The 25,123-nt window shown below is 68.3% G+C and carries 23 protein-coding genes, 2 pseudogenes and 1 riboswitch; of the genes and pseudogenes, 18 read left to right on the top strand and 7 right to left on the bottom strand.

The annotated features are described in order from the left end of the window. Window positions 1-9 precede the first annotated feature (9 nt). The 3 genes from QMG73_RS19590 to QMG73_RS19580 all read left to right on the top strand — a co-directional run bounded on the left by QMG73_RS19590 (window position 10) and on the right by QMG73_RS19580 (window position 3,215). On the top strand, window positions 10-1,254 hold the full coding sequence (locus QMG73_RS19590) for a sensor histidine kinase (RefSeq protein ID WP_281897687.1): 1,245 nt from the start codon (window positions 10-12) through the stop codon (window positions 1,252-1,254). Then, window positions 1,245-1,895, top strand: a complete 651-nt coding sequence (locus QMG73_RS19585) for a response regulator (protein WP_281897685.1) — start codon at window positions 1,245-1,247, stop codon at window positions 1,893-1,895. The genes QMG73_RS19590 and QMG73_RS19585 overlap by 10 nt, the downstream gene beginning before the upstream one ends. Before the next feature lie 114 nt (window positions 1,896-2,009). Continuing rightward, the gene (locus tag QMG73_RS19580; protein WP_281897683.1) at window positions 2,010-3,215 is read left to right on the top strand and encodes a monooxygenase; all 1,206 of its coding nucleotides are present in this window, start codon (window positions 2,010-2,012) and stop codon (window positions 3,213-3,215) included. A gap of 117 nt (window positions 3,216-3,332) precedes the next feature. On the opposite strand, the gene QMG73_RS19575 is transcribed toward QMG73_RS19580, so the two are convergent. Then, complete coding sequence (locus QMG73_RS19575) at window positions 3,333-3,998, bottom strand: response regulator (RefSeq protein WP_281897680.1); 666 nt, start codon at window positions 3,996-3,998, stop codon at window positions 3,333-3,335. A gap of 288 nt (window positions 3,999-4,286) precedes the next feature. Here QMG73_RS19575 and QMG73_RS19570 point away from each other — a divergent pair, with 288 nt between their 5' ends. The 3 genes from QMG73_RS19570 to QMG73_RS19560 all read left to right on the top strand — a co-directional run bounded on the left by QMG73_RS19570 (window position 4,287) and on the right by QMG73_RS19560 (window position 5,186). Beyond that, entirely contained in the window at window positions 4,287-4,535 is a 249-nt protein-coding gene (locus QMG73_RS19570) for a hypothetical protein (RefSeq protein WP_281897677.1), read from the top strand. A 41-nt stretch (window positions 4,536-4,576) separates the two neighbouring features. Then, window positions 4,577-4,708 carry a hypothetical protein gene (locus tag QMG73_RS19565; protein ID WP_281897676.1) on the top strand — a complete coding sequence of 44 codons (132 nt, stop codon included), beginning with the start codon at window positions 4,577-4,579 and terminating at the stop codon, window positions 4,706-4,708. A gap of 190 nt (window positions 4,709-4,898) precedes the next feature. After that, window positions 4,899-5,186, top strand: coding sequence for a hypothetical protein (locus tag QMG73_RS19560; protein WP_281897674.1), 288 nt, complete (start codon window positions 4,899-4,901; stop codon window positions 5,184-5,186). 298 nt (window positions 5,187-5,484) lie between these two features. Here QMG73_RS19560 and QMG73_RS46390 read toward each other — a convergent pair. Continuing rightward, window positions 5,485-5,763: pseudogene (locus QMG73_RS46390) on the bottom strand (carboxylesterase family protein); the annotation flags it as partial. 171 nt (window positions 5,764-5,934) lie between these two features. Further along, a riboswitch (SAM riboswitch) is annotated at window positions 5,935-6,049 on the top strand. Between QMG73_RS46390 and QMG73_RS19555 the strand changes: the two are divergent. Continuing rightward, complete coding sequence (locus QMG73_RS19555) at window positions 6,026-6,673, top strand: GNAT family N-acetyltransferase (RefSeq protein WP_281897671.1); 648 nt, start codon at window positions 6,026-6,028, stop codon at window positions 6,671-6,673. Its footprint overlaps the riboswitch before it by 24 nt. Continuing rightward, window positions 6,670-7,305 carry a 50S ribosomal protein L11 methyltransferase gene (locus tag QMG73_RS19550; protein ID WP_281897669.1) on the top strand — a complete coding sequence of 212 codons (636 nt, stop codon included), beginning with the start codon at window positions 6,670-6,672 and terminating at the stop codon, window positions 7,303-7,305. The genes QMG73_RS19555 and QMG73_RS19550 overlap by 4 nt, the downstream gene beginning before the upstream one ends. A gap of 253 nt (window positions 7,306-7,558) precedes the next feature. Here QMG73_RS19550 and QMG73_RS19545 read toward each other — a convergent pair whose 3' ends face one another. Further along, complete coding sequence (locus QMG73_RS19545) at window positions 7,559-8,017, bottom strand: Lrp/AsnC family transcriptional regulator (protein ID WP_281897667.1); 459 nt, start codon at window positions 8,015-8,017, stop codon at window positions 7,559-7,561. 109 nt (window positions 8,018-8,126) lie between these two features. Between QMG73_RS19545 and QMG73_RS19540 the strand changes: the two genes are divergently transcribed. The 6 genes and pseudogenes from QMG73_RS19540 (at window position 8,127) to QMG73_RS19520 (ending at window position 13,401) form a co-directional block, all read left to right on the top strand. Further along, entirely contained in the window at window positions 8,127-9,185 is a 1,059-nt protein-coding gene (locus QMG73_RS19540) for a Glu/Leu/Phe/Val dehydrogenase dimerization domain-containing protein (RefSeq protein ID WP_281897665.1), read from the top strand. Further along, window positions 9,172-9,645: pseudogene (locus QMG73_RS46600) on the top strand (DUF2000 domain-containing protein); the annotation flags it as partial. The gene QMG73_RS19540 and the pseudogene QMG73_RS46600, both read left to right, overlap by 14 nt. Window positions 9,646-9,711: 66 nt before the next feature. Beyond that, entirely contained in the window at window positions 9,712-10,233 is a 522-nt protein-coding gene (locus tag QMG73_RS46595) for a DinB family protein (RefSeq protein ID WP_456107253.1), read from the top strand. 487 nt (window positions 10,234-10,720) lie between these two features. Further along, on the top strand, window positions 10,721-11,290 hold the full coding sequence (locus tag QMG73_RS19530; RefSeq protein WP_281897660.1) for a nucleotidyltransferase domain-containing protein: 570 nt from the start codon (window positions 10,721-10,723) through the stop codon (window positions 11,288-11,290). Window positions 11,291-11,410: 120 nt separating this feature from the next. Beyond that, on the top strand, window positions 11,411-12,070 hold the full coding sequence (locus tag QMG73_RS19525) for a dienelactone hydrolase family protein (RefSeq protein ID WP_281897657.1): 660 nt from the start codon (window positions 11,411-11,413) through the stop codon (window positions 12,068-12,070). Between the two features lie 1,019 nt (window positions 12,071-13,089). After that, window positions 13,090-13,401, top strand: a complete 312-nt coding sequence (locus tag QMG73_RS19520) for a hypothetical protein (protein WP_281897655.1) — start codon at window positions 13,090-13,092, stop codon at window positions 13,399-13,401. Window positions 13,402-13,998: 597 nt separating this feature from the next. Here QMG73_RS19520 and QMG73_RS19515 read toward each other — a convergent pair. Beyond that, a complete protein-coding gene (locus tag QMG73_RS19515) occupies window positions 13,999-14,490 on the bottom strand; it encodes an AAA family ATPase (RefSeq protein WP_281897653.1) in 492 nt (163 codons plus the stop codon). A gap of 100 nt (window positions 14,491-14,590) precedes the next feature. On the opposite strand from QMG73_RS19515, the gene QMG73_RS19510 reads away from it, so the two are divergent. The 3 genes from QMG73_RS19510 to QMG73_RS19500 all read left to right on the top strand — a co-directional run bounded on the left by QMG73_RS19510 (window position 14,591) and on the right by QMG73_RS19500 (window position 19,104). Beyond that, on the top strand, window positions 14,591-15,334 hold the full coding sequence (locus tag QMG73_RS19510) for an SDR family oxidoreductase (protein ID WP_281897650.1): 744 nt from the start codon (window positions 14,591-14,593) through the stop codon (window positions 15,332-15,334). 458 nt (window positions 15,335-15,792) lie between these two features. Beyond that, complete coding sequence (locus QMG73_RS19505) at window positions 15,793-16,251, top strand: TetR-like C-terminal domain-containing protein (RefSeq protein ID WP_281897648.1); 459 nt, start codon at window positions 15,793-15,795, stop codon at window positions 16,249-16,251. A gap of 735 nt (window positions 16,252-16,986) precedes the next feature. Then, window positions 16,987-19,104 (top strand): endo-1,4-beta-xylanase, encoded by a 2,118-nt coding sequence (locus tag QMG73_RS19500; protein ID WP_407676826.1) that lies wholly within the window; start codon window positions 16,987-16,989, stop codon window positions 19,102-19,104. A gap of 41 nt (window positions 19,105-19,145) precedes the next feature. On the opposite strand, the gene QMG73_RS19495 is transcribed toward QMG73_RS19500, so the two are convergent. The 3 genes from QMG73_RS19495 to QMG73_RS19485 all read right to left on the bottom strand — a co-directional run bounded on the left by QMG73_RS19495 (window position 19,146) and on the right by QMG73_RS19485 (window position 22,124). Then, on the bottom strand, window positions 19,146-20,114 hold the full coding sequence (locus QMG73_RS19495; protein WP_281897642.1) for an aldo/keto reductase: 969 nt from the start codon (window positions 20,112-20,114) through the stop codon (window positions 19,146-19,148). A 66-nt stretch (window positions 20,115-20,180) separates the two neighbouring features. Next, a complete protein-coding gene (locus QMG73_RS19490) occupies window positions 20,181-21,473 on the bottom strand; it encodes a serine hydrolase domain-containing protein (RefSeq protein WP_281897639.1) in 1,293 nt (430 codons plus the stop codon). A 39-nt stretch (window positions 21,474-21,512) separates the two neighbouring features. Then, window positions 21,513-22,124: a dihydrofolate reductase family protein gene (locus QMG73_RS19485; protein ID WP_281897636.1), complete on the bottom strand. Its 612-nt coding sequence runs from the start codon at window positions 22,122-22,124 to the stop codon at window positions 21,513-21,515. Between the two features lie 114 nt (window positions 22,125-22,238). Between QMG73_RS19485 and QMG73_RS19480 the strand changes: the two genes are divergently transcribed. Further along, window positions 22,239-25,100: a helix-turn-helix transcriptional regulator gene (locus QMG73_RS19480; RefSeq protein WP_281897633.1), complete on the top strand. Its 2,862-nt coding sequence runs from the start codon at window positions 22,239-22,241 to the stop codon at window positions 25,098-25,100. The last annotated feature ends 23 nt before the right edge of the window (window positions 25,101-25,123 follow it).

The following is a 25,123-nucleotide window of genomic DNA, read 5'->3' as shown; positions in this document are numbered from 1 at the left end:
GTAGTGGTCATGGCGGACACGGCATGGCAGGCGTTGCGGAGCAAGCCGCTGCGCTTCTTCGCCTCGCTGTGGCCGCTGCGGACACTTGCCTACGTGCTCTCCGGCGCCGTGATTGGCGCCCTGAGTCTGGTTTGGATTCCAGTGGCGCTCGTGCTCGGCGCCGTCGTCGCGGCACCGGCGCTGACACGTCCCCTCGCGGCGCTGGAACGGCGGCGGGTGACGCTGCTCGGCGGCCCACCGCCGCCCGACCCACACCGCCGTCCCGACCGGCCCGGGCCGATCGCGTGGCTGCGTTTCCGGTACAGGGAGGCGGTGACCTGGCGGGAACTGGCCTATCTGGGGCTGCACGCCACGGTGCTGCTGGCGCTCGACGTGGCGGCGCTCGTCCTCCTGGCCGCCCCGATCCTGGCGCTTGGGTCGGTCAACCTGACCGTGAGCCGCACCGCGACCGATCCGGCCACCGGCGTCTCCTCCGACGGGCTCGATGTCGTCGTCGGCGTGCTCGTCGCCGTACTCGCCGGCCTCGCCCTGCTGGTCGTCGCGTTCTTCGCGATCTACGCGGTGCCGCTCGCCGCGATCGCCCACGCCAAGGTGGCCCGCCTGCTGTTGGCACCCGGGCCCGGCGAGACGCTCCGCCTGCTCACCCGGTCACGCGCCCGCCTGGTCGACGCGTTCGAGGTCGAGCGCCGCCGCATCGAACGCGACCTGCACGACGGCGCCCAACAACGCCTGCTCGCGCTGGGCATGACGCTGGTCGGCGCCCAACTGGAGTTCGACGACCGGCCCGAAGCCGCCCGGGCGCTCATCAACCAGGCGGCCGAGGAGGCGAAGGCCGCCCTGGCCGAGCTGCGCGAGCTGATCCGCGGCATCCACCCGCACGTCCTCACCGACCTCGGCCTGCCCGCCGCGGTCGCCGAACTCGTCGACCGCGCGTCCGTGCCGGTGACCGTCGCGCTCGACCTGCCCCACCGCCTACCGTCCACAGTGGAGTCCGCAGCGTACTTCGTCGTCGCCGAGGCGCTGTCGAACGCCGCCAAACACGCCAGCGCGACCCAGATCTTCATCACCGGCGGGCTCACCGGCGCGCACCTCGGCGTCGAGGTACGCGATGACGGGGTCGGCGGCGCGGATCCGGGCGCAGGCACCGGGCTGGCGGGTCTCGCCGACCGAGTCGACGCGCACGGCGGCACGCTCACCCTGTCGAGCCCGCCCGGCGGACCGACAGTCCTGCGAGTCGAACTGCCATGCGCGTAGTCCTCGCGGACGACGCGGTTCTCCTTCGCGAGGGCCTCGTCGCGCTCCTCGCCCGGTTCCACCACCACGTGGTCGCCGTCGGTGACGCCGCCGCACTCGCCGACGCCGTCGACGCCCAACGCCCCGACGTGGTAGTCACCGACGTCCGCATGCCGCCCTCCTACACCGACGAAGGACTACACGCCGCCGTCGCCCTCCGCGTGCGACACCCGGGCCTACCGGTGCTCGTCCTCAGCCAGTACGTCGCCACCGCGTACGCCGCCAAACTCCTCGAATCGACCGAGACCGGCGGGGTCGGCTATCTGCTCAAGGACCGCATCCTCGACGTCGCCGAGTTCGTCGACGGCATCCAGCGGGTCGCCGCCGGCGGCTGCGTCATCGACCCCGAAGTGGTCCGGCAACTGCTCACCCGTCGCCACGACCCGCTGACCCGGCTCACCCCCCGCGAACGCGAAGTCCTCGCCCTGATGGCCGAAGGCCGCTCCAACGCCGCCATCACCACGGCGCTGACCATCAGCGAGAAGGTCGTCGGCAAACACATCAACGCCATTTTCACCAAGCTCGACCTGCCCGCCGACAGCACCGACGACCACCGCCGGGTCCGCGCCGTCCTGACATACCTCCAACGGAAGGAACCATGAACCTCGTCGTGTACGCCGCCGGCGGCTTCTGTAGTACCGCGGTACCGCCTCCGTCCCGACGATGACGACCGCGGTACGACGAGACAAGACGGAATCGGGCCTAGCGTTCGAGTTATGAGGAAACCTGACTGTCCACGGTGGAAGTTCGCGGCGGGCGCCATGACGCTGGTGGCGGCGTTCGCCGCTGTCGCCGCCTGCGGGTCGGACGCCGACAGTGCGGCGCCCCCAGCGGCCGGCCCACACAGCGCGCACTCGGGCGGGTCGTCGGCTCCACCGCAGCCGCTGCGCGCCGGCGAGCGGTTCCTGGACGTGAAGATGGCCGAGGCCTACACGCCCACGCCGCCGGAGGGCGGCACGGACGAGTACCGATGCCAGATGATCGATCCGGGCCTGACCAAGACGGCGTTCCTGACCGGCACCCAATTCGCACCGGAGAACGTCGCCATCGCACACCACGCCATCGTGTACGCGGTGCCGCCGGGCGGCGCTGCCGCGGTGCGCAAGCAGAACGCGAAGACCCCTGGTCTCGGCTGGCAGTGTTTCGGCGGGACCGGCGTGGCCGGCGCCGAGGTCGAAGAGGGGGACGCGGCGTGGGTGGACACCTGGGCGCCGGGCGCCACGGAGACGCTGCTTACCCAGGACGCCGGCTACAAGCTGGAGCCGGGCAGCCTGCTCGTCCTCCAGATCCACTACAACCTGCTCGCGACGGACGGCAAGCCGGCCGGGTCGGACCGCTCGGCGGTGCGGCTGCGGCTGACCGACGGCACGCCGCAGACCCGGGAACTCGAGACGTGGTCGCTCGACGCGCCGACCGACCTGCCCTGCGCCGCCGACGAGTCGGGTCCGCTCTGTGACCGGGCGACCTCGATCGCGGACGTGACGAAGCGGTTCGGGCCGGAGGTCGGCGAGATGGCGGACCGTCAGGTGGAGGAATGCAACCAGGGCGGCGCGCCGAAGCCCGGTGACACCCAGACCTGCGACCACGAGGTGGAGGCGCCGATGACGCTGTTCGCCGGTTTCGGCCACATGCACATGCTCGGGCGGGCCATAAAGGTCGAACTCAACCCGGGCACGCCGAACGCCAAGGTCGTGCTGGACGTGCCGCAGTTCGACTTCGACAACCAGCGGCTGATGAAGCTGCCGTCCCCGGTGGAGATCGGTCCGGGAGACACGCTGCGGGTGACGTGTACGCACGACGCGGGGCTGCGCAAACAGCTGCCGCAGCTGAAGAAGCTGCCGCCCCGCTACGTGGTGTGGGGCGACGGCACCAGCGACGAGATGTGCATTGGCATCATGACAGTCTCCCCCCGCAAGTCCTGAGGACGCGTCGAACGTGTGTGAGCTCACCGAGGTCGACGAGCCGAAAACGGCTCTGAGCTCACACACGTCCGCACTGAACGGGCGGTCGCGCCCTCGACGGACCCGCGAGATGAAGTGCTAAACCGGCCGGGTGAGTCTCAGGTTGTAAGCGAGGATGACGGCCTGGATCCGATCCCGCGCGCCGATCTTGGCGAGGACCCGCCCGACGTGGGTCTTCACCGTCGACTCCGACAGCGTGAACCGTTGCGCGATCTCACCGTTGGTGAGGCCGTGGCCGATGGCGATGAGGACCTCGCGCTCGCGGTCGGTCAGGAAGTCCAGCCGGGGATCCTCCCGCACGGGCCCGCAGAGGTCATCGTCGAGCCGGTCGGCGAACGCGTCGAGCAGCCGCCGAGTCAGCGCCGGCGCGATCACCGCATCCCCGGCGGCGACGGCCCGGATGCCGGCGAGCAGCTCCTCCGGGCGGATGTCCTTGAGCAGGAAACCGCTCGCCCCGGCCCGCAGCGCGGCAAACGCGTACCGGTCCACGTCGAACGTCGTCAGCACCAGGACCCGCGAACGCCCACCGGCAGCGACGATGCGCCGGGTGACCTCGATCCCGTCGACGCCCGGCATGCGGATGTCCATCAGCACCACGTCGGGACGCAGCTCGGTGATCCGACGAACGGCCTCGGCGCCGTTCTCAGCCTCGCCGACGATCTCGGTGTCGGGGGTGTTCTCCAGCAGCATGCGAAAGCCGAAGCGCTGCAGCGGCTGGGCGTCCGCCACGAGTACAGAGATCATGAATGGCTGCCTTTCAGGGTCGCGGCCATCCGGTACGGGGCCGGCGCTGACCGTGCCGCCGTGAAGCGCGGCGCGTTCGGCCATGCCGACGAAGCCGAGACCCGCGTCGGACGGCGATGCCTACTTCATACTGAGCGATCCTGAGACGACTGTTAAAACGACGTTCAGGCCGGTTGTCGGAGGGCGCGGGGTTCGCCGGCGGGCCGCTGTCGTGCACGCGCGGCCTCTGCGACCTACGGACCGAGAATCCGCGGCGTTCCATCCATACTGGATGCTGATCCGATCTCGGTGAACCTGATCTCCGGTGTGATCGGCTTCAGCTCCGGCGCCCCGGTGATTGGCTACGGATTCAACTGGCTACGCGCCCGAGACGCCCGCGTTGCCGTCCGACTGTCGCTCGCGACGATCAAGCGCAACGCCGCCGACGTCCACGACCCACACGCCTCCTTCGCCGAACGCGTCCACGCCGCCCATTCGTTGCGCGCCACCGTCGAGGTTTTCCTGGCCGATACCGTGCCCCCTCGACCGCCCACCTGAGGCCGACCCAACTCTCGCTGATCGCCGTCTACGTCAAAGATGTGGAAGAGAGCCTTCGACTCCTCGACGCCGCCGTGCCCACCGATCCATACGGAAACGGGAGGATCGAGCAGCTCGCCACTGCGGTCGCGCATCGCGCCGACATGCTCGCGCGCAAGCTCACGGAGCGCTGAGTCCATCGCTTCCGGCCACAGGAGTTGGCATCCGCAAGCCGGACCTCCCGAAGCTGATCGGCTCCGTCGCGGAGACGAACGCCGAAGTCTTCGGCTCGCTGCGCATCGAATCTCTCAGCCGCTTCGGAGCACCGAAGCCCGACAACCACTCCCACGGGCTTAGCCCCCGACGGACGTACAAGCAGAGTCGGTGCGAACCACACCCACAAACGCGGCTGATGGGCTCGTAGGGGAGGTTGCCGGCACTTCCCGAGGTGGGCCGGTCGGTGACAGCGGGCCACAGGCGGGTCTGCTCGCCGGTGACGAAGTCGAGCACGATGTCGCGGATACGCGTGTCACGGCCGGCCTGTTCGGGGCTGCGGCCCGGCTGTTCCTGGCCGACCAGGGCGTGCATCTCGGTGCCGTGCACGGCGGGGGCGCCCGCGGCCGGTCCGATCGCAAGGAGATGGGCGTGGCCGCCTGCGGCGGCGTTGGCTAGAGCGCCGCGGGCTGGGGGAGCGTGAAAAATGTAGTCCGTCAGGAGCGCGGCGCGGACCTCGGCAGGGGGTACGGCCGCCCTCGTCAAAGCCATCGACGATCGTCTTGGCACGGGAGCGGGAGTGCGCCACCCCGCGACTTCGTCGGTGACGCGGTCGACGGTGTGCGGGGCGAACGGGTCGAGGTCGTTGGTCACTCACCAGCCCATGTCGTCGCTGGCCGTGCTTCGGCGTCCAGGACGACGCCGAGGCGAGTTCCTCGGCCCACCAGGCCGGGACGAGACGCGATGGCGCGCCGGAGAACCCGGCCAGTCGCCGGTACAGGCCGTCCGCGAAGGATGCCCCGAGCAGCCCGAGGGCGCAGCAGGCGCCGGCGCTGTGGCCGAAGACGGTGACGTCATCGGGGTCGCCTCCGAAGGTGCGCCCCGACGCGGCGAGGCCGGCGGCGTTCGAGGTGATCTGCGTGTTCGCGCGGTGCTCGAATCCGCCGCCATGCAGGTACACGGCCACCGGAAGCGCGTTGGCGGTCGGCCGCTCGGGAGCCCACACGTTCAGATGCAGGCAGTCCGGGGTCCGGATCGAGATCCGCGACCACGGGGCGGCGGTATCGCTCGGCGGTGGCGAACGGGATTCCGCACCAGGACCCCTGGTGCAGTCGGAGCCTTGGGCGTGGTCGCGGTCACCCTCGCGACTACTTGTGTGCGTACTGGCTCAGGAACCCGGCGGCTGCTGAGGTGATAATCTCCATCGCGTCACGAGTGCCAGTGCTAAGCCCCGGCTTGCTGGCCGGCAACCCCCTCGGTCGTGGGTGGGTGCTCCGGGTGATGACCAGGTCCGGCGCATGGGTGCCGGACAAGACACGACTCGGGAGCGCGGCGTGGTCCTGCCCAAACCAGTCCTCGAAGGCTCACTCGTTCGCCTCGAGCCCCTGACCCACGAGCACACTAGCGATCTCGCCGCCGCAGTCGGACGGGACCGGGAAAGCTTCGGCTGGACCTGGGTGCCGACTCCTGAGCAGGTCACCGAGTACATCGATGCGCAACTGCGACGGGCCACCGACGGTTTGCTGACGCCGTACGCTCAGATCGCGATCGAAACCGGTCGAGCGGTCGGCGCCACAGCGTACTGGAATCCGCGACGACGCTCAGGCACCGACGAGCTGTACGCCATCGAGATTGGCTTCACCTGGCTGGCCGCCGAGGCGCAGGGCACCGGCGTCAACACCGAGGCCAAGCTGCTGCTGTTCGCCAACGCCTTCGACAACTGGCGCGTCCAACGGGTCGACCTCAAGACCGACGCCCGCAACGCCCGCTCTCGGGCAAGCATCGCGGCGACCGGCGCGTCGTTCGAGGGTGTGCTCCGCAGGTGGTCACGATCGTGGGCGCCGGGTGAGGACGGGCTACTGCGCGACTCCGCGATCTTCTCGGTCGTCGCGCCGGAGTGGCCGAGCGTTCGCGCCCTCCTGCGGCGACGGCTGGCGGAGCGATGAGCGACTGGCATTCCTGGTTCGTTCTCGGCGCTTCGTTGCCCGTCGCGCCAGGCGTCCACGCGCCTTCGCGGTTCTCGGCTCTGCTCGCGGCCGCCATGGGTGACTGCGTCGGCGGCACGGTCGTCGATGCGGGCTGCGGTGCTGGACTCATCACCATCGCCGCTCTGCGGGCAGGAGCCGACCACGTCTTGGCGATCGACGCCGACCCCGCCGCGGTGGAACTCACGCGCGCCAACGTGGCCCGCACCATCGCAGACCTTTCCCCTGCGCGGCTGACGGCCCGTCAACTCGACTTCCGCGAGCTCGCCCGATTCGACGCCGACCTGCTTGCCGTCAACCCACCGCAGCGCCCAGCGTCCATCCTGGAGGGCGTCGAACCCGACCAACGGCATCTGCACGAGGGTGGCGGGCCCGACGGTCTCGACACCCTACGGCTCATTCTGAGACACACCACCGCGGCCACCGTACGCACCACAGCTGCCGACGTCCTCCCGATTCATAAAGTGGAAGGCAGGACACGCCGCCGCGTGCTGACGGCCACTGTCCCGATGCACCCCGCCTGGCACCGGCTCACTGGTCCGCAGGCGCCGGTCAGCGTGTGGGATCTCAGAGCCATCCCCGAAGCCCAGTGAACAGCGCGGCTGTAGCCGGCCCACACTTCAGCTGGTTACAGAGTTGGCGAACCCGGTGACGCGTTTGCCGCGCACCAGCGGCGTGCCGTCCTCGTTGACCGGTGGCGCAGGACGCCGGGGGCATGACACACCAGGGCGACCGGCTTGCCGGACCGCAGGGTCGTCTCGATCAGCCGTGCGGAGTCCGCGTCCTCGGCCAGGTCCCACAGCGGGCCGTGCACATTCTGGCTGGTCGGCCCCGCGCTTCGCTTCCTCACAAGTCAAGTGGTTCGATGACCTGCTTTCGGGCGTGTTGGTAGATGACCGAGCTGCGGAATCCGACAATTTCGCGGCGTCCGCTGAACTTGTCCATGAGGAATGCGTGCAGGCTGTCCACGCTGGGCACCGCGACGTGAACGAGGAAGTCGTCGCCACCGGCCACGACGAACACCGACACCACCTCGGGCAGCCCCATCGTGTACTTCTTGAAGCCGTCGATCACCGTGCGGCTCAAAGGCCGGACCTGTACGTGCAGCAGGGCCTGAACCCCGCGGTTCAGAGCGGTGAGATTGATCTCGGCGTGGTATCCGGTGATCACGCCGCGCTCCCGTAGGGAGCGCACGCGCTCGAGGCACGTGGACGGTGCGATGCCGACCGCGCGGGCCAATTCGCGGTTGGTCTGTCGCGCATGTGTTTGCAGGTGCTGGATGATCGCCGTATCAAGTTCGTCCACGACCGAAATCTTGCCATCTCCTCCGAATAACGTTCGCTGAGCGCCGGCCTACGCCGGCCATCTCACTACTGTCGGTGTCGTTTCGACGAGCGCAAGACAGGGAGCCATCGTGGTCGCGACCGACATCGACACCGAGGTTATGCACGAACACGTCGTCGTCAGGCGGGGCGCGCGGTCCAGCCTGCCGATCGTGGTGGCGGTGCACTCCACCGCGCTCGGGCAGGCCATCGGTGGTTGCCGGCTCGCGCACTACCCGCACTGGCGGGACGGGCTCACCGACGCGCTGCGGCTCTCCGCCGCTATGTCCGACAAGTGCGCACTGGCCGGACTACCCAATGGTGGCGGCAAGACCGTCGTCGCCCTACCCCCGGGCAGGACACTCGACGCGGCCGGTCGCAGGGCTGTGCTGCACGACGTGGGCGACGTCATCGCCGGCCTGGCCGGCACCTACGCCACCGGTCCCGACGTGGGCACCGGACCGGCCGATATGGTCACGATCGCCGAACGGACCCCGCATGCGTTCTGCCGACCGGTGGACCACGGCGGCAGCGGCGACTCCTCTGAGCACACCGCCGTCGGTGTGCTCGCCGCGCTGCACGCTCTGTGTGCTGAGCGATTCGGCTCGGCCGACCTGTCCGCACGCAGCTTCGCCGTACTCGGCCTCGGTCGCGTCGGCGGCCACGTGCTACGGATGCTCGCCGACGCCGGCGCGACCCTGATCGCCGGTGACATCGACGAGGGTCGACGTACGCTCACCGACGCTGCCGGTGCCGCCTGGGCCAGCCCGCAGGGCTGCCTGACAGCCGATGTAGACGTGCTCGTTCCCGCGGCGCTCGGCGGCGTGCTGACGGCGCGCTCGGTGCCGACGCTGCGCTGCGCCGCGATCGCCGGACCAGCCAACAATCAACTCGACGCCGCGGCCACCGCCGACCTGCTGCACGAGCGTGGCATCCTCTGGGCACCGGACGTCGTCGTCAGCGCGGGCGGCATCATCCACGCCACCGCCGTGGAGCTGCACCATGAGACCTCCGCCCAGGCCGCCGTCCGGCTCCGCGGCATCGCTAGCACCCTCACCGACATCCTGCATACCGCCCGCGCCACCGGCTCGACCCCGGCCGACGCCGCCCGCTCCTGGGCCCGCCAACGCATCCGGGATGGCCACCGTTGACCTTAGCCACCACTCGCCGACGCAGCCGCACCATCAATCTCCGACCGCTCTGGAGTACAGCCCCGTGACCCTGACAACAAAACTCGTGATCGTCCTGCGTGCCGACCTGCCGGCCGCATCGGCGGCCAACGCCGCAGCGGTGCTGGCGTTGAGCCTCGGCGGACGGCTGCCCCATCCAGCAGCGGCCGACGCCAAGGACGGATCCGGCGAGCTGCACGCGGGGCTGAACCCCCATCCGGTGCCCATCCTGAGCGCCACCGCCGATCAACTCCGCGACCTGCACCGCATCGCTCGCGCCAACGGCGACCTGATCACTGTGGGCTTCAACGAGGTCGCCCGACAGGCCCGGACCTACGACGGCTACATGGCCGCCCTCGCCGCAACGCCCGCGGACGAGATCGACTACGTCGCCGTCGCGGCGTACGGCCCGCGTAACCGGATTACCGCTCTGACGAAGCGACTCCCGCTCTACGCCGCCGAGGCGCCGGTCAATGCACAGCCGTACAGCACGCGTAGGAGGGCAGGGCTGTTCCCCGCCGTCGACGACCGCCGCTTCACCACACCCGCCAACGGCAACGAACGGCAGCTACTGCACGACATGCTGCGAGCCCAGCGCAACACACTCACGCTGAAATGCTCCGACGTCGAGAAGGCCCTGGCCAGCCGTACAGTGCCGCCATCAACCCTGTCGCTTCTCGGCCTCATCCGACATCTCGCCGACGTGGAGCGCCGCTGGTTCCGCCAGGTCCTGGCAGGGCAACACGCGCCCCCGCGGTTCTCGTCCCAAACCAACCCGGACGGCGACTTCGACGACGCGGTACCCGACCCCACCGTCATCGCCGCAGCCCGCCGAGCCTGGCACGACGAGGTCACGTTCGCCGACACGTTCATCGCCAAAGCCCGCGACCTGGACGTCGAAGGCCACGACACCTGGCGCGGCACCGTCTCACTGCGTTGGGTCCTCATTCACATGATCGAGGAGTACGCCCGCCACAACGGGCACGCCGACCTCCTCCGCGAACGAATCGACGGAACCATCGGCATGTAGACCCGCCCGCCATTTGACCAGGCGCGCACACCGCGGCTTGCTGGCCGGCATCCGCCGCTCGCCGGCGGGGTGCCCGGTAAGCCGCGAGTAGAGGAGTTTGTCACTGTGTCCCACTCCCCCGCACCCCGGTCGCTCGCCCTGACCGCCCGATCATCTTCAGCCCTGCCGGAGTCGGTGATGCCGGACGCGTCGCCGCGCTGCATGCCGACACCTATCTCGACACCGATCTGCTCGGCGAACGCACTGCGGTGTGGTCGGCGCGCCTCGCTTCCCCCCGCCAGCACCGCCACGATCATTGCCGAGCGCCGTCGGCCGTCTGACGGGCTTCGTTCACGTGGTTTTCGACGTGGACCAGCGCGGGACCGGATAGCACCACGCGGATCGCTTCGAGTGCGCTGATGTCGTGGGCAGCGGCGTGGTCCAGATAGGTTCGGCCACTGGCGCCAGCGGGCGGGTAGCCAGTCCACCTGCGTGGCAGGATCGCACCATGGAAGACAAGACCGGAGGGCAGTTGCGTGTTATTCGCGAGGTCGTCGCGGTCCTGGAGGCGGGCGATATCCCAGCGTGGCTGTTCGGAGGCTGGGGACTTGATGCGAGGATCGGCCGGATTACGCGTGAGCACGGCGACGTGGAGTTCTGGGTTGAGCGTATTCATGCCGAGCGCTCCAAGGCGCTTCTCGTAGAAGCGGGCGCCACGGCTCTGCCGACTCAACCGCCAGAGGAGGCTTGCGAGTTCACGTCGGGCGAGGTTTCGTTCAGCACCGCTTACTTTGATCGTTGGCCAGACGGAACGTTCAGCCAGCCCCTTGGGCGGTTCTCCGACTGGCTGTTCCCGCCAGGCTCGTTCGGCGAGGAGCCCGTGACGCTCGACGGCACGCCGGTCCTGGCCATGAGTGTCTCCGGCATGCTCGCCATGAAGGAGCAGTTCCCCCGCCTGCGCAACGGCCGGCCATGGCGACAGAAGGACATCACCGACATGGCGATACTCCGAAGGCTGGCCTCCGCGGAGACGACCGACGGCCGCCTCGGAGCGGCCGACGTACGCTACGGCATGTGATGAGCAGCGGACTGCGACAAGAGCGGGTATCGCGAAGGCTGGAACGCTATGCGCTTCACCTCTGAGACGTCGTCCGATGGCGTCCGCGAACAGCTCTTCACGCTCGGTGAGATCCCGGGCATGCTGTGGACGCCGGATGGCGCCGCTGGTGCGCGTGCCCTGATCCTGATGGGACACGGCGGCGGGCAGCACAAGATGGCCCCCGGCATCACGGTTCGTGCCCGCCGCTTCGCGGCCGAGTGTGGTTTCGCGGTGGTGGCGGTCGACGTGACGGGCCATGGTGACCGGCCCAGGGATGAGGAATTCGACCGGATCGCGACCGAGCATCAGGCGCGCATGGATGCCGGAGAGGATCTGGCTTCGCTGATCGCTGATTTCCAGGCGCTCGTGGCTGGCCCGACCGTCGTGGAGTGGCGGGCGGTCCTGGACGCGGTCCAAAAACTCGACCATGTCGGCGCGGGTCCGGTGGGCTATTGGGGTTTGTCGTTGGGTTGTGGACTCGGTGTTCCGTTCGTTGCCGCCGAGCCCCGGGTCCGCGCGGCGGTGCTGGGCCTGGCCGGGGCCGTAGTGTCGGCCGAGACCGCCGCACGGATCACCGTCCCGGTGGAGTTCCTGGTGCAGTGGGACGATGAGCGGGTACCGCGAGCCGAGAGCTTGGCGCTGTTCGACGCCTTTGCTTCCACGCAGAAGACGCTGCACGCCAACCCCGGCAAGCACGGGGACATCCCGGCATTCGAGCTGGACAGCACCGTGCGGTTCTTCGCCCGGCACCTGGGCTGACGTCTCTCCGTGTCCGCGAGACGCCGATCGGGAACCGCACCCAATCGGCGCGTTCAGCGAGCAACGAAAGCCCCTCACCCGTACATCGAGGGCCGGTGGCGAACCCGAGGTCGAGTCTGCGCGACGTACTAACCTCCGCGCTGTCGCGCTAGAACGTCATGCCGGGCGCCGGTACCGGTAGCGTGCGCTGATGCGACAGGACTTCACAGAGATATTGACCGGCCTTATGGCCAACCGCAGGCTCACGCCGAGGGTGCTCAGCCGCGCATCCGGACGCGCCGAGTCGACGGTCAGGCAGCTCGTCGCCGGAGCAGTCGCCCCCTCGTCCCCGCCATGATGCATGTCGCCGTCCACAACCGGATCCCTCGCTGCCATTTCGGCCGCCAACGAGCTCGACCAGTGCGACCAGCATCCGCACCATACGGCGGAGTCCGACAGCACCGGGCCAACTCGCAGCATGGCCTACCAGAGCGACAGTCCGGTCGATCTTGCTGGGCGTCCGAGGTGGCGCCGGCAGGATGGCCAGCGTGTCCGCCAGCAGTCCGGGCCGCCGAACTCCACGCGAGGTCGAGGACGAGGTCTATCCGTCCAGCGACCATCGTGGCCGCCCGGTGTATCGGGCGATCGATCCCGCGCGCGAGATCGACGGCGGTGGGGCCCCCAGCGGGCTCCGTGCCGCGGGGCCGGTGTTCGGCGCCGCCTGGACGGTAGCCACAGCCTGGTGGATGCCTTGGTCGTCGCCGTGTCCCGCCACGAGCATGCGGAAGAATCGGGTCACGTCGGCGACACGTACCAGGCTCCCGACGACAGCTGGAACGTTGCCATCGTCGCGACGGACGGCATGATGTGTCGATGGCCTCGACAGCAGAGCACGACACCTACGAGGCGGTCGGACCAAGGGAGTACCTCGATCGCCTCCTGGCGGAGTATCACCTGCGCGAAGAGGATCTGGGGGATCAGATTCGGGTACGCACGCCTCCGCAGTGGGTGTCAGGGACGGTTCCCCGCAGGAGTATCTGGTGCACGAGTCGGTGTTCCGCTCGCACGGCCCATTCCCCTGCGCCGGCGACAACCAGGCTCTGGCCTTCTGCGAGGAAATCGTTGACGCGATGGCGCGTGGCTACGGTATTTCCCGTGGCGAGGCGGTGGCACGCGTCAACCGGCAATGGTCACATGCTGGTTCGCCAGGTCGCGTCCCACGCGTCTGGATTGTCGGCTTGGACCTCGTGTATCACGAGGACGCGCATCACTGGGCCGGGGCCATCTACTACGGCCCCGACACATACTGGTGGAAGCCGGACGCCAACCTTCAGCCGCTGCCGCCACCCTGAGCACAACTCCACCCGCGTACCAGCGCAATCGCATGGACCATAGGCAGCACCTGCCTCTCGGTGCCACACGCCGCGCGCGGCCGTGCCACCGCGACACTCGGTCGGCGGCAGATCCGGATGGCGGTGCCGGTTGTCGGACGGGAAGATCTGACTATGGGGCGTAGGGCTTCCAGATGGATGTGGTCCAAGGTGAGCACCGTCCATGGAACTCGTCCCGCGCACGGCAACGCGTGCAACGGCAAGATTCGCTCCTACAGATCCCGCCACTACGCACCGTCCGACAAGTCCTACGAACGCTGCATCGGCTTGACCTGGTGCTCAACCTGCCGCGAATATTCGACCGCCATGGTGTACGTGCCGCGTGAGGAACACCTTACGGACGCTCTTGTCGCCCTGCCGGAAGTCGATCGGAGGAGGCTGACTCGAAGCGAGACGGCACTCCTCGACCATCTTGATCACCTCGCGCGTCGCGGCGCATGGCCGCCACGCTAATCCGAACTACGCACGATCGCTGTCAGGCAGCCCACGCGCTATGTCAGCGCGCAGATCAGTGCACCTCGATCTCCCCGTTGCGGCATGCTACCCAAGTTTCCTGCGCTACGACTGCTCAAGAACCTCTTCGCCCTCATCAACGGGCTCTTCCCAGTTAGCGGCCGTCCAGTCCAGCATTTGCGGCGTAACGTCGCCGACGCCGCCTCTGGCATACCGACACGCCAGCCGACGGAGCAACGTACCTCTATCGGCTTTGAAGTACATCAAGCGCCAGTTCCCGCCGTTAGCGGATACCAGACTCTTGTACGCCTCACGCTCTGATCGGCGATCCAACGCGTGATCCAGCACAGCAGAGCGTCCACACCGGACAAGTCGCGTCAGCTCCTGCCGGACCTCGTCGACTATCGGTCTCGCCAGCTCGAAGTGCACGCTCGCGGGATAGTCGGCACCCAGCACACCATGCCGAGCAATGATCCTCTCATCGACCGATAGCCGTGTGACGCCGTCCTTCTCCAGTGCCCGTGCGTAGGTCGACTTGCCGGAACCGGGAAGACCAGCAAGTAGGTGGACGACCGGTTTCGTGGATGTGCCGACCATCAGACAACCTATCGAGGAAGAGTCGCGTATGGCAGCGCCGCTGGACACGCTAGGGCCCCATCCACGCTACGGTCGACGGGGCCACGAAGGGAGACCCATCTTGCGGGTCGCAGTCGCCGGCGCCACCGGCAATATCGGAACGCTCACCGTCGCCGCCCTAGAACGCGACGGCCACGACGTCGTGCGCATCAGCCGGTCGCTCGGCATCGACCTCGTGACCGGCGAAGGACTGGACGCCGCCCTGAACAGTGTCGAGTCGGTCGTGGACGTCACGAACGGGCCAGCCGGCGACCGGGCGCAGGCGGTGGCCTACTTCGGCACCGCCACGCGAAACCTGCTCGCCGCCGAGCACCGCGCCGGAGTACGCCACCACGTGCTGCTGTCCATCGCCGGCACCGACCGAATCGAAGGCAACGCACACTACGCCGGCAAACGGGAACAGGAAAGCATCGTCAGCACCGGCCCACTGCCGTGGACAATCGTCCCGGCCACGCAATTCCACGACTTCGCCGCCACGGTGACCAGCTGGACCGAACACGACGGCGTCGCCACCATCGCACCACTGCTCGTACAACCGATCGCGCCCGCGGACGTGGCAGACATCCTCGCCGAAATCGCAGTGGGTGATCCACACGGCCGCTACGTCGACGTGGCCGGACCGCAGACACAAGACCTCGTCGACATGGCCAGGCGCACCAACCAGGCCCGCGGCCACGCGGTACGGCTCGTGCCGACGTGGTCAGCGCTGTTCGGCCCGGAATGGGCCGGAAACGTGTTACTACCAGCCGAGGACGCACGCATCGCCACGACCACCTTCGACGACTGGCTCACACAACAGCGATAGCTCACCAGCGTCAGGCTCTACAACGAGCTGGTCGCGGCGTAAGCGGTTCCGCCGTCCTGGTTCGCTTGATTGCCGCGCCGCCCGCAGCGCGTCGCCGCCGACGCCGAGCCGGACGGTCCGGCGTATCGTGTGGCCGGCGAGGCCCTCCTGCGACCAGTTGGGGGCGAAGCCGGCACCCGGTCGCTGCGGAGAGGTGGTCCAGGCGGCGGTCCAGCCGTGCTCGTGCCGGCTCATGCGAATAACCCGACGATGCTGCGGATGCGGTCTCCGGCAAACTCCACCGCGTCGTAGCCGGTGGCGACCGCCGAACAGGCCCCAGACGACGCTGCCCGCGCCGGTCCCGACCGTCGAGACGGCGAGCGTGGTGCTACGTCCCCACCCGCGACGACCTGGTCACAACGCTGGTCGGCGACGTCTACACCTCGCTCGTCGAAGCCGCCGAGTCCACCCGGGACGCCGTGCCGGAAAGCGACCCGGGAGGCCGGATCCTGGCCTGGGGACATGCCGTGCGGGACTGGGCACTCGCCAACCCCGAGGGCTTCCGGCTGATCTACGGCGACCCCGTACCCGGGTACCGCCCACCCGACGACGGCCCCGGCAAAGAGGCTGAACGGCGCGCCTGCGGCGACCTCATCGGCCTCGTCGCCGCCGCCTGGCCGGCCGCCCGCGTGCACCAGGCCGACGACCGGGAATACGAATGGACCCACTTCGACCCGGGCCTGGTCGCCCACGCCCGCGCGGATTTCCCGGACCTGCCACCCGCAGCCATCGCCCTCACCCTGCGCGTCTGGGGACGCATGCACGGCCTGATGCCCCTGGAGATCTACGGCCACCTGCGCACGCTCGTCCACGACCCAGCCACCATCTACCGCGACGAGATGCGCAGCCTCATCGCCTCCCTGGGTCTCACCGCCTGAAACCGCGCCCCAAAGACAGCGGCGACGCCCTGTCGTTCGAGGGCGCTGTGGACGACCGGCCCTCGGTTGGCGCAGGTGCCGGCTGGCGGCCGGCTCGCCCGAAAGGGCGAGGCTGATTGATTCCGCCTGGCTGCGGTCGCTTCACGCCCATAGACGAACCTTGACACGGCCATGCTCGGACTCTAGATTTTCCGCAAGTATCGGGTGACGACCGAAAGTTTCGGCGCTGGCCACGCCGCACAGCCAGCAGGGTGGGTGGAACTCCGGGAAGTTGGCAGCGAGGCGGTTGGTCGCCAATGCGGGCCCTGGACCGCTTGACGCACCACGTTCACACCATGTTGCCTTGAGAAATGGAGCAACTGAAAAATGAAGAGTGATAGATCGTTCGTCAAAACCTACCGCTGTCTCGCTGTCATCATACTGTTCTCCGTATTCACGGTTGCCCCCGTCCCTGCCGCCGCGGCCGAAAAAGTTGACGCCGTGGAGCTTGGGAGCGGCCGACATTCCGAAATTATGGATGAACTGAGGAAGCTCATCGCACAAGCCCAAGCTCTGCGGACCGGCAACGCGGAATTCCCGCTCCAGATTTCCCGTACTCGCAACGGATCCGATGTAAACAAGGCTTTCCCCTGGGTGTACGCCCATGAAACCATAGATCTTGATCTCGCGCTTTGGTTCGCCCGGAGGGCGCCAGTTTCCCGGGCTCAAGATGCCATAGACTGGCTTGAAAACGCAATGGAACGGTTCGCCGGCAAGATCAAAGCGGACGGTTCGGATCCTTATTTTCGCCTTGACCCGGGCCCCGGAAAATTAGCTATAGAAATTTCCGCGCCGACCAACGCCTGGACCGCAAGAACCCCGCTTGACAGCCGTGTCCCCGCCGACTTTGCCGGTGGCACATTCGGAATGATCCCGTATCCTTTTGCGGATTCCGAAGGCAAAGCCGATTTGCTCAAGATCAATTATGCCCATAACGGGACGAGCACGTTCGGCGGAATCACTGTTCAATCTCCGTTGTCTCCGGCGGTAGATGTCCCCGAAGGCTCAACTATCGAGTTTGATGTGTACTACCCCAAGAGCGCGCAGGGCAAGTACATGAGGTGGCGGATAAGAAACATCGACTCCAACCTCGATAGCTACCTCAGAGATTACGAGTACAACAACCTCAACCCCGACTGGGTCGGCAGCTACAACGGTGAAAGCTGGTTGCGGGCACACCACAGCGTTACCTCCTCGGTAGGCATGTCCTCGAACTTCGTTCTTGAGCTCCATGGCGAGACAAGCCGTCCCGCAGAAACTGGCACGCTTCTTGTCGCCGATATCAAGATAACCGCACCCGACCCCAACGGCGTTGCGCTTCCCGACGTAGTCAACAGGGAAAACCAGAGTGTCGTAGCGCCTTTGAAGAGTGTTTACAACAGGGAAAATGAGCGGTTCATGGTCGGCGCGATCGGAACCGGACCTGTAACCGGAACCAGAGCCCAGCACTATGAGATCTTTGTCGACGGCAACAATCTCAAGGCCGAGAGCACGCATTCTCTCGGCCCAAGCTGGCTGAAGAGCGTTACTGGCGAGGCATTGAGCGGTGCAGACACCACGCCTGGCCTAGGTGAATACAATTTCCCGACCGCGGCTTATCAAACGATCAGGGATTCCGGAGCTCCCGGAGAGTACAAGTCTCACGCTCATGTCCTGGCATGGTACAACCAGGCCCCCGCATGGATGAGACAGATTATCCCCGCGAACCTTCCCCTCGGCTATAACGGCACAACCAATTTCTACGGATTGGGCAACGGCGTTACAACCAAGGTTCCGGTAGACAAAGAAATGTCCAGAAGGGTGCAGTTCAATCACACAATGTATGTGATGCGGCACTTCCTGACCACAGATGCGAAGTACGGCTCAAGCGCATCCCGCGGAGTAATCCCATTCAATTCATGGGACGTACTCAACGAAGAGGTCCACGAAAGTCGCCACAGCGAACTCATCCCCCAGGATCCGAACAACTGGAGAACCAGCCTCAAACACACCAACTGGCTTGCCGCGATGTCGGACGATCTAATTGGCGGCGACCTCGAAGAGCATTACATCTACCAGCTCTTCAAGTACGCGCACATCGCGGCCCCCAACGCCGAGATGGCGGCGGCCTACAAAGCCAACTACGCTGGTCTTCCCGAGTACATGACGCTCGACGGTCACGACATCGGCGGCAGCATTGACGCCTACGTTGTCGACAATCCTCCAAAGCTGACCTACAACGATTACGGTATCGCTACCCGCAGCAAAGCGAGGACCGTGTACAACATGGTCCGCGAACTGAACACCGCATGGCTCTCGGATCCGCTGTACGACGGAAGACCACTTATCGAGGACATCGGTATCCAGGGACACGATTCGGTTGCCAAGACCCTGGCCAGCGATAACCAATACGCCATGGCCCTCTATGCCAGTCTCGTTGACCAGGGCCTTATTTCTGGTATTTCCTACTCCGAGTTTGACTTGAGGATGCCGACCAGCGCCCCCGGCGGCGGCGCGATCGCTCCGGCGGTGCTCAATGTCAGGCAGTCCGATGCCCTTGGGTACGAGTACGCGCTGATGTACAAACTCTTCACCAAGTTCGCCCCGTACATCGATCACATCATCAGCTGGGGCGTATCCGGTTCGGGGTGGCAGGGAAGCTATGTGCTGTTCGACAGTGAGGACAACGCCAATGCCGGCTACTACGGCGCCGTGAAGCCGGACAGATTCATTCTTGGCCATTCATATCTAGACAATTACTTTGACGGCGAGTACGAGAAGCTCCAGGACGGCTATCAGATCGACCTTGGCGATCTTGGAACCTACACACGCTGATTTACGGGCAGGCACCACCGGATTCGTCGGTGGTGCCTGTGTCACCACCAGTAGTTGTCCTGCGGCGTGTAGGGCTTTTCCAGTTCGGTGGTCTCGCGTTCGGTGAGGTCGAGGTCCAAGGCGGCGACGGCGTCGGTCAGGTGGTGCGGCTTGGTGGCGCCCACGATCGGGCAGGAGACCACCGGCTTGGACAACACCCAGGCCAGGGCCACCTGAGCCATCGGCACACCGCGCGCCGCGGCGACGGCCTGGACCGCGTCGACTACCGGCCTGTCGACGTCGCGGTCGAATTCCTTGGCCACGGCGTCCGACGACGAGCGTGCGGTCTGTTCCCCCCACGGCCGGGCCGCGCGACCCTTGGCCAGCGGCGAGTACGGGGTCAGGCCCACGCCCTGGTCGAGGCACATCGGGATCATGTCCCGCTCCTCCTCGCGCTTGAGCACGTTGTACTGGTCCTGCATCGCCGTGAATGGCGTCCAGCCGCCCAGCACCGCGGCGTGCTGCATCTTCGCGAACTGCCATGCCCACATCGACGACGCGCCGAGGTAGCGCACCTTCCCGGCGCGCGCCAGGTGGTCCAAAGCCGACATCGTCTCCTCAACCGGAGTGTCGGGGTCGAAGCGGTGGACGTAGTACACGTCGATGTAGTCGGTGCCGAGCCGCCGCAACGACGCGTCCATCTGCTCCAGGATCGCCCTGCGTGACAGGCCGCTGCCGCCGGGCCCGTCGTGCATCTTCCCGCTGACCTTGGTGGCCAGCACGATGTCCTCCCTGCGGGAGAACCGGGTGATCGCCCGTCCGACGAACTCCTCCGACGTGCCGCCCTGGTAGACGTTCGCCGTGTCCCAGAACGTGACCCCGAGTTCGACCGCCTGGCGGAAGAACACCGCTGCGGCGTCCTCGTTCAGGGTCCACTGGTGCAGGCCGGTGGCGGCGTTGCCGTAGCTCATGCACCCCAACCCGATCCGGCTCACCCGAAGCCCGGTGCGACCCAACCGCGCGTACTCCACCCCGACCACCTCCAACAGATGCCCTACCCAGCCATCGTCCCGGAGCGGCGCGCAGCCGGGCGGTCGTTATGAGGCCGCCGCCGCCGCGAGGCGCTGGAATTCGTCGGACGCGCCGTTGAAGATGAAGTCGACGGTCTGGGTCAGCGCGATCGCGGTCAGGTCGCGGTGCGGGTCGTTGAACCAGCAGGTGCCGTACCCGCCCTCCCAGCCGTAGCGACCGGGCGCCGAGACCGCGTCGGGCGTGACGCTGACGGCCATGCCGTAGCCCCAGCCGCGGCCGGCGAGCAGGACCGGGCCGGCATCGGCGAGCTGCCGCGGCGTGAGGTGGTTGGTCGTCAGCGCCCGGATCGATCGGGCCGACAGCAGCCGCCGGCTCCGGTGCACTCCCCCGTTGCGCAGGAATCGGCTGAACGCCAGGTAGTCGTCGATGGTCGAGGCCAGCCCGCTGGCGCCGGAGGGGAACGCGGGCGGCCGGGTCCACTCGTCCGGCGGCGAGCTGGCTTGAAGCTCCAGCTGTCCCGTGCCCGGGTTTCCCAGGTACAGGCCGGGCAGCCGCGAGGCGTCGGCGCGCGGTAGGGAGAACCCGGTGTGGCGCATGCCCAGCGGACGGAAGACGCGCCGTTGGAGGATTGTCTCCAGCGCCTGGCCCGCGGCCCGGGCGATGAGCACGCCCAGCACGAGCGCGCCGGTGTTGTACTGCCATCGCTGGCCGGGCTGCCACATCAGGGGAAGAGTGCCGAACCGGCGGATCCACTCGTCCGGCCCGAGCGTCGTGCGGGGGTCCGGCTGGTCCATGACCAGTCGCAGCTCCTTGGCGGCCGTGATGACCGGGTACGGCGGCTGGAAGCTGGGTTCGAAGATCATGCCGTGGCCCATCCGGAAGGTCAGCAGGTCTTCGACCGTGATGGGGCGCGCCGCCGGGACCGTCTGGTCGAGCGGGCCGTCGATCCGGGTGAGCACCCGCCGGTCGGCCAGCTCGGGCAGCAGCCGGTCGACCGGCTCGTCCAGCGCGAGCCGACCATCCTCGACCAGCATCATCGTGGCCACCGCGATGATCGGCTTGGTCAGCGACGCGATCCGGAACGGGGTGTCCCGCCGCATCGGCTCGCCGCCGTCCAGCGACAAGGTCCCGATCGTGTCGACGTGTAGCCGGCCGCGACGCTCGACGGCGTAGACGATGCCGGCCAGCTCGCGCCGCGCGACGCGAGCCGCCATCGCGTCGTGCAGGCCAGCGATTCCGGTCCGCCATAGCCGTCCGCCGGTGCCGGCCGACGCCGCCGCCGGACGGCCCGGTAGGGCGCCGGTCAGCGCCGACGCGCCGACCGCGGCGGCACCCGCAAGCAGTGTTCGCCTGTCCATGTCTGGGTTCCCTCTATCTCGTGTCGATGGATGATGCCGTCAGCGGTCCTCGCGGGCGCGGTCGTAGAGCAGGCACAGCCCGCCGCTTTCGGTGGCGGTCGTGTCGACCAGCCGCCAGGAGCGGGCGGCGGGGCCGTCCTCGAAGAGGCGGGTGCCGCCGCCGACGGTCTCCGGACAGAGGGTGACGCTGAGCCGGTCGAGCTCGTCGGCGTCGAGCAGCTGCCGGATGATGCTGCCGCTGGCGAGGACGATGATGTCGCCGCCCTCCTGCTGCCGCAGCTGCTTGACGGTGGTGACCGGGTCCGCGGTGGCGACGCGCGCCTGGTCCCACTCCACCTCGCGCAGCGTAGTGGAGAAGACCACCTTCTCGACGCCGTTGAGCCACCGGGAGAAGGTGCGGTCGGCCGGATCGGCGTTCTCGTCCTCGGCGACGGCCGGCCAGAAGCCGGCGAAGCCCTGGTAGTTCTTGCGGCCCAGCAATGCGGTGGTGGCCGTGCCGGTGACGCGCACCATGTGCGCGCGGGCACCGCCGCTGATCGCGTGCGGGACTATCCAGCCCATGTCGTACTCGCCACCGGGGCCGCACACACGCCCGTCGAGGGAGAGGGCGATGTTGCCGACGACGGTACGCGCGTGCCGCGTGATGCTCATCGTTGCTCCTTGAAATGTTGTCTGACCTGCGTGCGGATAAGGTTCTCCTGCTGGGCGCCGGGCTGTCGTCGTCAGACCTGATGACATCCCGTCCGGGATTGGGGGGTGCGGCGGGTGACAACGGGGGTCGTCAGCCCGGTCCTGGTCGGCCGGGTCGCCGAGGGCGCATCCATCCGGGCCGTCTACGAGCGGGCCCGCTCGCGTCAGGCCGCGACCGTGTTGATCTCCGGCGAGGCGGGCATCGGAAAGTCCCGGCTCGTCGCGGAGACCGTGCGGCACCTGCCGGACTCGCCGCTCACGCTGGTCGGGGGCTGCCTGGAGCGAGGCTCGCAGGGCGCACCGTTCGTACCGTTCGTCGCTATCTTGCGTGATCTGGTGCGGCAGCTTGGCCGGGACCAGGTGACACCCCTGCTGCCGCCCGGCGGCTCGGCCCTCGGCGACTGGCTGCCGGATTTGGGCCCGGCGCCGGAGCGGTACAGCCGCACCAGGCTCCTCGAAGAGGTCCTGACGCTCGTCAGCCGGGTCGCGCGGACCCGGCCGGTCGTGGTGGTGGTCGAAGACCTGCACTGGGCCGACGAGTCCACCGGCGAGCTGTTCGCCTACCTGACCCGCAACATGACCGACGCCGCCGTCCTGCTCATCGGCACGCTGCGCACCGGCGAGCACCCACACCGGCAGCTCTTCGCCGAGCTGGACCGCCGCCCGGAGATGGTGCACATCGCCCTCGATCCGCTGGACGAGCGGCAGGTGAGCGAGCTGCTCGCCGCTATCGACGGGCAGCCGCCGGACCCCGCCCGCGGCCGGCGCGTGCACCAGCGCAGTGGCGGCAACCCGATGTTCGTCGAGGCGCTCAGTGACGTCGACGAGGCCCCCGCCGAGGACCTGCGCGGCCTGCTGCTGGCCCGCATCACCGACCTGGGCGACGCGAGCCGTGACCTGCTGTCCGCCATGGCCGTCGCCGGGACCGAGGTCTCCGACGAACTGCTCCTGGACGTATGCGGCCTGCCTGAGCGGCAGACCCACGAGGCGCTGCGCGATCTCGTCGAGCTGGGCCACGCGGTGCCGCGCGACGAGCGATACTCCATCCGGCACGACCTGATCAGGGAAGTCGTGTACACCTCGCTGCTGCCGGGCGAACGCCGCCTGCTGCACCGGCGGTGCGCCGCCGCCCTCACCGACCGCGAGCCGGACAGCGCCGCCCTGGCCGAGCACTGGATGGCCGCCGGGCAGGTCGACGCCGCCCTGCCGGTCGCGTGGCGGGCCGCCTGTCACGCCGCCCGGCTGCACGCCCGCGACGAAGAGCTCCAACTGCTCGAACTGATCCTCGCGAACTGGGAGCGCGTCGTGGACCCGGCCGGCCTCGTCGGTGCCGGCCGGGCGGAGGTGCTGCGGCGCGCCGCCTCCGCCGCGTTCGCGACCGGCCGCTCCAACCGGGGCGTCGCGCTCAGCACGGCCGCGCTGGACGAGCTCGACCCGACCGCCGGGCCCGAGCGGAGGGCGACGCTGCTCGGCCTGCGCGGCCAGCTGCGGCAGCGCCTCGACGGCACCGGCACGCAGGACCTGGAACACGCGCTCACGCTGCTGCCGCCCGGCACGTCAACCGATGTCCGCAGCCGCCTGCTGTCCACACTCGCCATCGTCGGTATCGGCGCGCACCGGCACGGCGAGAGCCGCCGGCACGCGATCGAGGCCCTGCGCCTCGCCGACCAGCTCGACGACGACGGCCTGCGGGCACCCGCCCTGCTCGTGCTCGCCATGCTCGTCCTGCACGACGTGTTTTCCGGCACGGACGGCGACACCGAGCTGTCCCGGCGCAGGTTCGCCGAGTCGCGCCGCCTCGCGGAAAGCGTCGGAGACGACCACACCTTCCTGACCTCGTTCCAGTGGGAGTCGCTGATGCTCGGCTACAGCGGCAGGTACGAGGAAGCGGTGGAGCTCGCCCGCACCGGCCAGCGGGAGGCCGATCGGCTCGGTCACGCCCGCTCGCGCGGCAGCATGCTGGCCATGGCTCGCGCGGCGAACCTGCGCACGCTAGGGCGCTGGGACGAGGCCGTGGAGGTGGTGCAGAACGCGCTGGCCGACGGCCCGCCCCCGCTGTACGCCGCGGCGCTGCGCCTGGTCACCGCCGACATCGCGTACTGCCGCGGCGAAGCGGACCAGTTCGAGCTGCTGCTTCGCCAGCTGGTCGAGTTCGCCCGGCACGCACACTCGGCCGACGAGGTGAAGGCCGAGATCGCGATCCTGCGGATCTCCTGGGCGGCCGAGCAGGGTGACCACGACCTGGCGGACCGCGTCCTCGGCGAGCACCTCGCACCGGCGCGGGCGGCCTGGCTGCCGCCCGAGGTGATGCGTCTCGCGCTGGTCGGCGCCAGGGCGCAGCGAGCCCGGCGCGTGGCCGCACCCCGCAACCGGCAGGTGGCCGCCGCGGTAACCGCCCGATTCGCGGAGATCACCGCGCTCGTCGAAGCCCGGTACGCCGCGACGCCCGAACTCGCCGCGCACCGCCTCACCATCGAGGCGATCGCGGCGGACCAGCTGCCCGCCTGGGATCGGGCCGCCGAGGCGTGGCGCCACCTCCACAACCCGTACCAGACCGCGGTGGTCCTGACCGACGCGGCCGCCACCGCGCTCGCCTCGAACAACCGTCCCGGCGCACTGTCACGGCTGCGCGAGGCCGGCGCACTGGCGGCCCGCCTGCGTGCCACGCCGCTACTGACCCGGATGGATGACCTGAAACGGCGCGGACGGCTGGTCGACAACGACGACGGCCCGACGGTCAACGACTTCGGCCTGACCCGCCGCGAGCTCGACGTGCTGCAGGTACTGGCTCGGGGCCGCTCCAACACTCAGATCGCCGACGAGCTCTTCATCAGCGGCAACACGGTGGCCACTCACGTCGCGCGGATCCTCACCAAGCTCGGCGTCACGACCCGCACCGAGGCCGCCGCCCGAGCCCACGAATCCGGGCTGCTCTAGCCACACCGCCGGGCTGATCCCGT

The sequence above is a fragment of the Phytohabitans aurantiacus genome, assembly GCF_027923225.1.
In the GTDB taxonomy this organism is placed as follows: domain Bacteria; phylum Actinomycetota; class Actinomycetes; order Mycobacteriales; family Micromonosporaceae; genus Phytohabitans; species Phytohabitans aurantiacus.
The sequence above is the reverse complement of the archived record's forward strand: the minus strand, read 5'-3'. Positions and strand labels throughout refer to the sequence as shown.